The 8,829-nt window shown below is 61.5% G+C and carries 6 protein-coding genes and 1 tRNA gene; 5 read left to right on the top strand and 2 right to left on the bottom strand.

Going from position 1 to position 8,829, the window contains the following annotated elements; all coding sequences use genetic code 11:
• Positions 1-242 precede the first annotated feature (242 nt).
• Positions 243-318 (bottom strand) — tRNA-Lys (locus QRN42_RS05570).
• Positions 319-448: 130 nt separating this feature from the next.
• Complete coding sequence (locus QRN42_RS05565) at positions 449-1,201, bottom strand: sunset domain-containing protein (protein ID WP_284978298.1); 753 nt, start codon at positions 1,199-1,201, stop codon at positions 449-451.
• A gap of 190 nt (positions 1,202-1,391) precedes the next feature.
• Between QRN42_RS05565 and ilvD the strand changes: the two genes are divergently transcribed.
• The 5 genes from ilvD to serA all read left to right on the top strand — a co-directional run bounded on the left by ilvD (position 1,392) and on the right by serA (position 8,812).
• On the top strand, positions 1,392-3,113 hold the full coding sequence (gene ilvD, locus QRN42_RS05560; protein ID WP_284978297.1) for a dihydroxy-acid dehydratase: 1,722 nt from the start codon (positions 1,392-1,394) through the stop codon (positions 3,111-3,113).
• Between the two features lie 298 nt (positions 3,114-3,411).
• Positions 3,412-5,319, top strand: a complete 1,908-nt coding sequence (locus QRN42_RS05555) for an acetolactate synthase large subunit (RefSeq protein ID WP_284978296.1) — start codon at positions 3,412-3,414, stop codon at positions 5,317-5,319.
• 2 nt (positions 5,320-5,321) lie between these two features.
• The gene (gene ilvN, locus QRN42_RS05550) at positions 5,322-5,834 is read left to right on the top strand and encodes an acetolactate synthase small subunit (RefSeq protein ID WP_284978295.1); all 513 of its coding nucleotides are present in this window, start codon (positions 5,322-5,324) and stop codon (positions 5,832-5,834) included.
• Positions 5,835-5,941: 107 nt separating this feature from the next.
• On the top strand, positions 5,942-6,967 hold the full coding sequence (gene ilvC, locus QRN42_RS05545; protein ID WP_284975199.1) for a ketol-acid reductoisomerase: 1,026 nt from the start codon (positions 5,942-5,944) through the stop codon (positions 6,965-6,967).
• Positions 6,968-7,216: 249 nt separating this feature from the next.
• The gene (gene serA / locus QRN42_RS05540) at positions 7,217-8,812 is read left to right on the top strand and encodes a phosphoglycerate dehydrogenase (RefSeq protein WP_284978294.1); all 1,596 of its coding nucleotides are present in this window, start codon (positions 7,217-7,219) and stop codon (positions 8,810-8,812) included.
• The last annotated feature ends 17 nt before the right edge of the window (positions 8,813-8,829 follow it).

Here is an 8,829-nt window from a genome sequence, read left to right as displayed (position 1 = left end):
CCGGAACCCATTGATTAAGAGTCAATTGCTCTGCCAGTTGAGCTAGAGGTGCAGCAATTGCTGGGGAATTCAAAGAATCAACATTCTTTATTGTCCCTCGCAACGACAAATAACTCTACACCACATCGCGGGAACTCCAGACCACGCTCCAGCGGGGCGGGTGAGAAATTCGAGAAGCACCTTTAGGGAAAAAGCAGCCAAAAGAAAAGGCCGTGAAGCGAATTACGCTTCACGGCCTTTTTTGGTGCACCCCCCGGGACTCGAACCCGGAACCCATTGATTAAGAGTCAATTGCTCTGCCAGTTGAGCTAGAGGTGCAGCTGTTGTTTGCAATCATTCCGGGGCTGTTATTTCTCCGGCGATCTCCGCAACGACAAGTAACTCTACACGAGTTCCAGCGAACTGTGAAATCGAGAGATGACGCTGTTCTTTGGCTGCTTCGTCAGCGCTAGCGCTTGGTCCGCCGAGGCGGCCGGAAACCCGCTGCTTCGGCGTGTGCGGCCGACTCGAACCAGACGTCGGCGGCAACGTCCGGGTAATCCGGAGCGTCGTCGTCGTGGTAGGTCATGGTGGTTGCGTTGGCTTTCACGGGATACCCGGGATCCTCGGTGCTGGAGGAGCCACCGCCATAGGGATGGGCCGCCGCCAGGTGGCCCGAACCGCCGGAATCCTCTGCTGCAGCGGTCTCAGCTCCGGGTAGCGTGGGGGAGTGGGTGCTGGTGTACTCCGAGTGATGGACAGGGGTGGCCGCATGTGCCGGATGGGTCCGTTCGATGGGCTCTCCGCTGCCGCTGGTCCATGACGATTCCCACTCTGCCTTGTCGGCTGATTCGTCCGGACGGGTAACGTCGTCGGCTGTCACGCCATCCCCGGGCTCCGTGCTGCCTGCTGTGGGCTCCCTGTTACCTGCCGTGGGCTCGCTGGTTTCCGGTGCGCTGTCTTCGCGGCCCGGCTCGCCATGGTTGTCCACGCCAGCCAGCCCCGCAACACCCATGGCGGCTGCGCCGGTATCGGGCATCGAGCCCGCATTGCTGGGTTGGGTTGCCCCGGGAGGGGTTCCGGTGGCGCGACCCGACATTGTCCCGGGACCCGAATCGCGGGCTGCTGATCCTGGAGAAACCTGCCCCTTGTTCCGCGTGGTAAACCACCAGATAACCGCAACGATCAACACGATGACAATGACCCAAATTAGCCAGTCCATGGAGATGCCCTTCTGCTCACTGGAGTGCAGTTTGTGGTGTTTCAGACGTTACGTGCCTGCTCAAAGACTGTCTAGCGATTTTGCTGCAAGGCGCGGCTAATTCTTCAGTGTCCTTAGTAACTTATTCAGCCTGCTTAGTAATACATGGTGAAAAGGGTCTGCGGGCTTGTGGTGCACATAGACTTTGGTCATGAGTGAGGCGACCCGAATTAACACTGAGAACACGCCGGACATCAAACCACGCAGCCGGGTGGTAACGGACGGTATTCATGCGGCCCCTGCGCGCGGCATGTTCCGCGCCGTCGGCATGGGAGATGATGACTTCGCGAAACCGCAAATTGGCGTCGCAAGTTCCTGGAACGAGATCACGCCCTGCAACCTTTCGCTGAACCGCCTGGCCCAAGGGGCCAAGGAAGGCGTTCATGCGGGCGGTGGCTTCCCGATGCAGTTCGGCACTATTTCCGTCTCCGACGGTATCTCCATGGGCCATGAGGGCATGCACTTCTCCCTTGTCTCCCGTGAAGTCATCGCCGACTCTGTTGAGACGGTGATGCAGGCGGAACGGATCGATGGCTCGGTATTGCTGGCCGGTTGCGACAAGTCACTCCCGGGCATGCTGATGGCCGCTGCCCGCCTGGACCTGGCATCCGTGTTCCTTTATGCCGGCTCCATCATGCCGGGCTGGGTCAAGCTTGAAGACGGCTCCGAGAAGGAAGTTACCCTCATCGACGCCTTCGAGGCCGTAGGTGCCTGTGCGGCCGGCAAGATGAGCATGGAAGACCTCACCCGGATCGAAAAGGCCATTTGTCCCGGCGAGGGCGCGTGTGGCGGCATGTACACGGCAAACACCATGGCTTGCATCGGCGAGGCCCTCGGCATGTCCCTCCCCGGTTCGGCAGCGCCGCCGTCGGCCGACCGTCGTCGTGATGACTTTGCCCGGAAGTCCGGCGAGGCAGTGGTCAACTTGCTGCGCTTGGGCATTACTGCCCGCGACATCATGACCAAGAAGGCATTTGAGAATGCGATCGCCGTGACCATGGCTTTCGGAGGATCCACGAACGCAGTCCTGCATCTGCTGGCCATAGCGCGCGAGGCCGAAGTCGAATTGACGCTCGATGACTTCAACCGCATCGGCGATAAGATCCCGCACCTGGGCGACCTCAAACCTTTTGGGCGCTATGTCATGACGGACGTGGACAAGATCGGCGGTGTGCCGGTCATCATGAAGGCATTGCTCGACGCCGGGCTGCTGCATGGCGATTGCCTCACCGTCACCGGCAAGACCCTTGCCGAGAACCTTTCCGCAATCAACCCGCCGGACCTTGACGGCAAGATCCTCCGGGCGCTGGACAACCCCATCCATAAGACCGGCGGCATCACCATCCTTCATGGATCGATGGCCCCCGAAGGGGCCGTGGTCAAGAGCGCAGGCTTCGATGCTGATGTGTTCGAGGGCACGGCACGAGTCTTCGAGCGGGAGCAGGGTGCCCTGGATGCGCTGGACAAGGGCGAGATCCATAAAGGCGACGTGGTGGTCATCAGGTATGAAGGTCCCAAGGGCGGTCCGGGCATGCGTGAAATGCTCGCCATTACCGGAGCCATCAAGGGCGCCGGCTTGGGCAAGGATGTCTTGCTGCTCACGGACGGCCGCTTCTCCGGTGGTACCACCGGATTGTGCATCGGGCACGTGGCGCCGGAAGCGGTCGACGGCGGCCCCATCGCCTTTGTGAGGAACGGTGACCGCATTCGTGTTGACATCGCAGCGCGCTCCTTCGACCTTCTCGTGGACGAGGCTGAGCTCGAAGCACGCAAGCAGGGCTGGGAGCCGTTGCCGGCCAAGTTCACCAAGGGCGTCCTTGCCAAGTACGCCAAGCTCGTCCACAGCGCCTCCACCGGCGCCTATTGCGGCTAGTTCCCACGCCGGACTTCGCCTTCGTGAGACGGCGGAGTCCGGTGGGCGGACACTGCTGTCCAAATAGTGAGATACGCGGGTGCTCAATTGACACCTATCTCACTTTGAGGGAACACTGAACGCATGATCACATTCGTTACCGTCGGCGTCGTCGTCCTTACCAAGCGCGTGGCTTAGCCCGACTGGTAACGAACCGTCACGCGCAAACCCCTCGAAGAGCCGGAAGGCTGAGGGGTTTTTTTATTTTCCTTGCACCACCACACGAAGTTCCACTGAAGATCCACTAAGGAAGAGTCCGATGAGCAAAGGATCGCCGATCAGCCCCTCGCTGATGGCTGCAAAGTCCGCTGGAGCCCAGAAAGCTCCGGAAAAGGTCGACCGTACGGCTGAGTCCGTCGCTGTCGACGCTGCTGCTGCACCTCTCTCTCCTGTCCTTGGGCCGAACAACGTTGTACCCCCAACGGTGATGACCGGCTCGCAAGCAATTGTCCGTTCGCTCGAAGAACTCGGCGTGGACGATATTTTCGGTTTGCCCGGTGGCGCGATCCTGCCCACCTACGACCCCTTGATGGCCTCCAGCATGAATCACATCCTGGTCCGTCACGAACAGGGAGCCGGCCACGCCGCGCAAGGCTACGCCATGGTTACCGGACGGGTTGGCGTTTGCATCGCCACCTCGGGCCCCGGAGCCACCAACCTCGTTACCAGCATCATGGACGCCCACATGGACTCCGTGCCGATGGTGGCCATCACCGGCCAGGTCGCCAGCGGCGTCATCGGTACCGATGCTTTCCAAGAGGCGGACATCGTGGGTATCACGATGCCCATCACCAAGCATTCGTTCCTGGTCACTGACCCCAACGACATTCCGCATGTCATGGCGGAGGCCTTCCACCTGGCTTCAACTGGCCGTCCGGGCCCTGTCCTCGTGGACATTGCCAAGGACGCCCAAGTTGGCCAGATGACCTTCTCCTGGCCTCCCAAGATAGACCTTCCCGGGTACCGTCCTGTGGTGCGGGGCCACAACAAGCAGGTGCGCGAAGCCGCGAAATTGATTGCAGCCTCCCGCAAGCCGGTTCTTTACGTGGGCGGCGGCGTCGTCAAGGCCCACGCCTCGGCCGAGCTGATGGAGCTTGCTTTGGCAACGGGCGCGCCAGTGGTCACTACGCTGATGGCACGCGGTGCTTTCCCGGATTCACACCCCCAGCATGTTGGCATGCCCGGTATGCATGGCTCGGTTTCTGCCGTCACGGCCCTTCAGCAGGCCGATCTGCTCATTACCTTGGGCGCCCGGTTTGATGACCGCGTGACAGGTGTGCTGAAGACCTTTGCTCCGTACGCCAAGGTCATCCACGCGGACATCGACCCTGCGGAAATCTCCAAGAACCGAACCGCGGACGTTCCGATCGTGGGCTCGGTCAAGGAGATCATTCCTGAACTCACCGAGGCCGTGAAGACGCAGTTCGAACAGAGCGGCACCCCGGACCTCGGATCCTGGTGGGCGTTCTTGGGAAACCTGCGCGATACCTACCCGCTGGGGTGGACCGAGCCCGAGGACGGGCTTACGGCTCCGCAGCGCGTGATCAGCCGGATCGGTGAGCTGACCGGACCTGAAGGTATCTACGTGGCAGGGGTGGGCCAGCACCAGATGTGGGCTGCCCAGTTCGTCAAGTACGAACGTCCCCACGCCTGGCTGAACTCCGGTGGTGCAGGCACCATGGGGTATGCGGTCCCGGCAGCAATGGGCGCCAAAGTCGGTGCTCCGGACCGCGTGGTGTGGGCGATCGATGGCGACGGTTGTTTCCAGATGACCAACCAGGAGTTGGCCACCTGCGCCATCAACAACATCCCTATCAAGGTTGCCATCATCAACAACTCCTCGCTGGGGATGGTCCGCCAATGGCAGACCCTCTTCTATGAAGGCCGCTACTCCAACACGGACCTGAACACCGGCCACGACACAGTCCGGATTCCGGATTTCGTCAAACTGGCGGACGCCTACGGCTGCGCCGCGCTACGGTGTGAGCGGGACGAGGACATCGACGCAACCATCCAGAAGGCACTCGAGATCAATGACCGTCCCGTGGTGATCGACTTTGTCGTCAGCCCGAACTCGATGGTGTGGCCTATGGTGCCGTCGGGGGTCAGTAATGACCAGATCCAGGTTGCACGCAACATGACGCCCGTCTGGGAAGAAGAGGACTAATCATGACCCGTCACACACTTTCCGTCCTGGTAGAAGACAAGCCCGGTGTGCTGACCCGCGTGGCGAGCCTCTTCGCGCGGCGGGCCTTCAACATCAACTCGCTCGCGGTGGGTCCCACCGAGATCCCGGGCATGTCCCGCATGACCGTCGTCGTCGACGCCGATGGCGACCTCATCGAGCAAGTTACCAAGCAGCTCAACAAACTGGTCAACGTGATCAAGATTGTGGAGCTGACTTCCGAATTTTCCGTACAACGCGACCACATCCTGGTCAAGGTACGTGCGGATGCCGCAACACGCCTGCAGGTTACCCAAGCTGCAGACCTGTTCCGTGCCGCCGTCGTCGACGTGTCTACAGACTCGTTGGTGCTGGAGGCAACCGGTACCCCCGAAAAGCTTGCCGCGCTGCTGTCAGTGCTTGAGCCATTCGGCATCCGTGAAATCGTGCAGTCCGGCACCCTGGCCGTTGGGCGGGGATCCCGCTCCATGAGTGACAGGGCGCTACGCTCCGCGTGAATGAGGCAAGCGCAGCCGCCGTTCGGTGGCTCAGTGAGCCGAGCGTTGCGTCCAGTACCGCAGCACCAATCAATAACTAAGAAATCCACTCAAGAGGAGTTACGCAAGTGACTGAAATGTTCTACGACGACGACGCAGACCTGTCGATCATCCAGGGTCGCAAGGTAGCCATCGTCGGCTACGGTTCCCAGGGCCACGCCCACGCGCTCAACCTGCGCGATTCCGGCGTCGAGGTGGTCATTGCGCTCAAGGACGGTTCCAAGTCCACCGCCAAGGCCCAGGACGCAGGCTTCACGGTCAAGAACGTTGCAGACGCCGCCGAATGGGCAGACGTCATCATGATCCTGGCTCCGGACCAGCACCAGCGCGCCATTTACAACGACTCCATCAAGGACAAGCTGACCGAGGGCAAGGCCCTTGCCTTCGCGCACGGCTTCAACATCCGCTTTGGCTACATCGAAGCTCCTGCCGGCGTCGACGTCATCCTGATCGCACCGAAGGCCCCGGGCCACACCGTGCGCCGCGAATTCGAAGCCGGCCGCGGTATCCCGGACATCATTGCCGTTGAGCAGGACGCGTCCGGCTCCGCCTGGGACCTTGCGAAGTCCTACGCCAAGGCAATCGGCGGCACCCGCGCCGGTGTCATCAAGACCACGTTTACCGAAGAGACCGAGACCGACCTCTTCGGCGAGCAGTCCGTACTCTGCGGCGGTGTTTCCCAGCTCGTCCAGTACGGCTTTGAAACCCTGACCGAAGCCGGCTACCAGCCGCAGATCGCCTACTTCGAGGTACTCCACGAGCTCAAGCTCATCGTTGACCTGATGTGGGAAGGTGGCATCGCCAAGCAGCGCTGGAGCGTTTCCGACACCGCCGAGTACGGCGACTACGTTTCGGGCCCCCGTGTTATCACCCCTGAGGTGAAGGACAACATGAAGGCTGTCCTCGCGGACATCCAGAGCGGCGCTTTCGCCAAGCGCTTCATCGACGACCAGGACAAGGGCGGCGTGGAGTTCAAGGAACTCCGTGCCAAAGCTGAGCAGCACCCGATCGAAGAGGTCGGCCGCGAACTGCGCTCCTTGTTCTCCTGGCAGCAGCAGGACGCCGACTACGTCGAAGGTTCAGCTGCACGCTGATTCCGTTCAACACAGGCACTAACCACACGCCCGCCCGGCCACCACGCCGGGCGGGCTTTGCCATTTTCCGCGCCGACCGCGGTCTGTGAAGTTGTTCACAACCGCCCGGACGGCGACGTAACATCCCGACCGGGCACCTGAATCGCAGCCCGGGTTCGATATTCTGGGCTGGTCCCGGTGCTGTGCCCGGGCCGCGCATCCGCTCCTTGTCCAGTTCCGTTTCCGTTGTCCAAAGTAAGGTGCCACCCCGTGTCAGCAACAAAACCCGTCGTCCTCCTCGCCGAGGAACTTTCGCCAGCAACCGTGGAGGCATTGGGCCCGGATTTCGAGATCCGGCAGACCGACGGGGCGGACCGCTCCAAGTTGCTGTCCGCCATCGGCGACGCTGATGCCATCCTGGTACGCTCGGCCACCCAAGTGGATGCAGAGGCCATAGCCGCGGCGAAGAACCTCAAGGTGATCGCCCGCGCCGGAGTCGGGCTGGACAACGTGGACATCAAGGCCGCCACCCAGGCAGGCATCATGGTGGTCAACGCGCCGACGTCGAACATTGTCTCTGCTGCCGAGCTGACCGTTGGCCACATCCTGAGCCTCGCCCGCCACATCCCGCAGGCAAGCTCCGCGCTGAAGAACGGCGAATGGAAGCGCTCCAAGTACACGGGCATCGAACTCTTTGAGAAGAAGATCGGCATCATTGGCTTGGGTCGCATCGGAGCCTTGGTCGCGGCCAGGCTACAGGGTTTCGACACTGAGATCCTGGCGTACGACCCCTACATCACTTCCGCCCGCGCTGCCCAGCTGGGCGTGAAGCTCGTAACTTTGGATGAATTGTTGGAGAACTCCGACTTTGTCACCATTCACATGCCGAAGACACCGGAGACCGTAGGCATGCTGGGCGCGGACGCGTTCCGGAAAATGAAGGAGACCGCCTACGTCGTCAACGTAGCCCGCGGTGGACTCGTTGACGAAGAAGCGCTCTACGTTGCCCTGAAAGAGGGGCAGATCGCCGGCGCCGGCGTTGACGTCTTCGTCAAGGAGCCGAGCACTGACCTGCCGTTCTTCGAGCTCGACAACGTTGTGGTGACCCCCCACCTGGGTGCTTCCACCGATGAAGCCCAGGAAAAGGCAGGCGTATCCGTGGCTAAGTCGGTTCGACTCGCCCTCGCCGGTGAGCTCGTCCCTGACGCTGTGAACGTCGCCGGGGGAGTCATTGCTTCCGACGTCCGCCCCGGCATTCCTTTGATTGAAAAGCTGGGCCGTATCTTCACGGCGCTGACCCACGCTTCCCTGACCCAGATCGACGTCGAAGTCGCTGGTGAAATCGCTGCCCTTGACGTCAAAGTGCTCGAGTTGGCGGCCCTGAAGGGCGTCTTCGCCGACGTCGTCACCGAGCAGGTTTCCTACGTCAACGCCCCGGTCATCGCCGAACAGCGGGGCATCAACACCCGCTTGATCACCACACCGGATGCCGAAGACTACCGCAACGTGCTGACCATCCGCGGGGCCTTGAGCGACGGGTCGCAGATTTCCGTTGCCGGCACCCTGACCGGGCCCAAGCAGGTAGAGAAGCTCGTGGGCGTCAACGGCTACGACGTCGAGATCCCCATCAGCGAACACCTTGTGGTCGTGGCATACGCGGACCGCCCCGGCGTGATCGGCACCATCGGCCACATCCTGGGCATGAACAACATCAACATCGGCGGGATGCAGGTGGCGCGCCAGACTGAGGGCGGCCAGGTCCTCGCGCTCCTGACCATCGACAGTTCCGTCCCGCAGCAGGTTTTGGAAGCGATCAAGGCAGGCATCGGCGCCGATATGGTTCGGGAAGTGGACCTGGAGGACTAGGGCTGATCCCCACCAGT

The sequence above is a fragment of the Arthrobacter sp. fls2-241-R2A-200 genome, assembly GCF_030209745.1.
Taxonomy (GTDB): domain Bacteria; phylum Actinomycetota; class Actinomycetes; order Actinomycetales; family Micrococcaceae; genus Arthrobacter.
The sequence above is the reverse complement of the archived record's forward strand: the minus strand, read 5'-3'. Positions and strand labels throughout refer to the sequence as shown.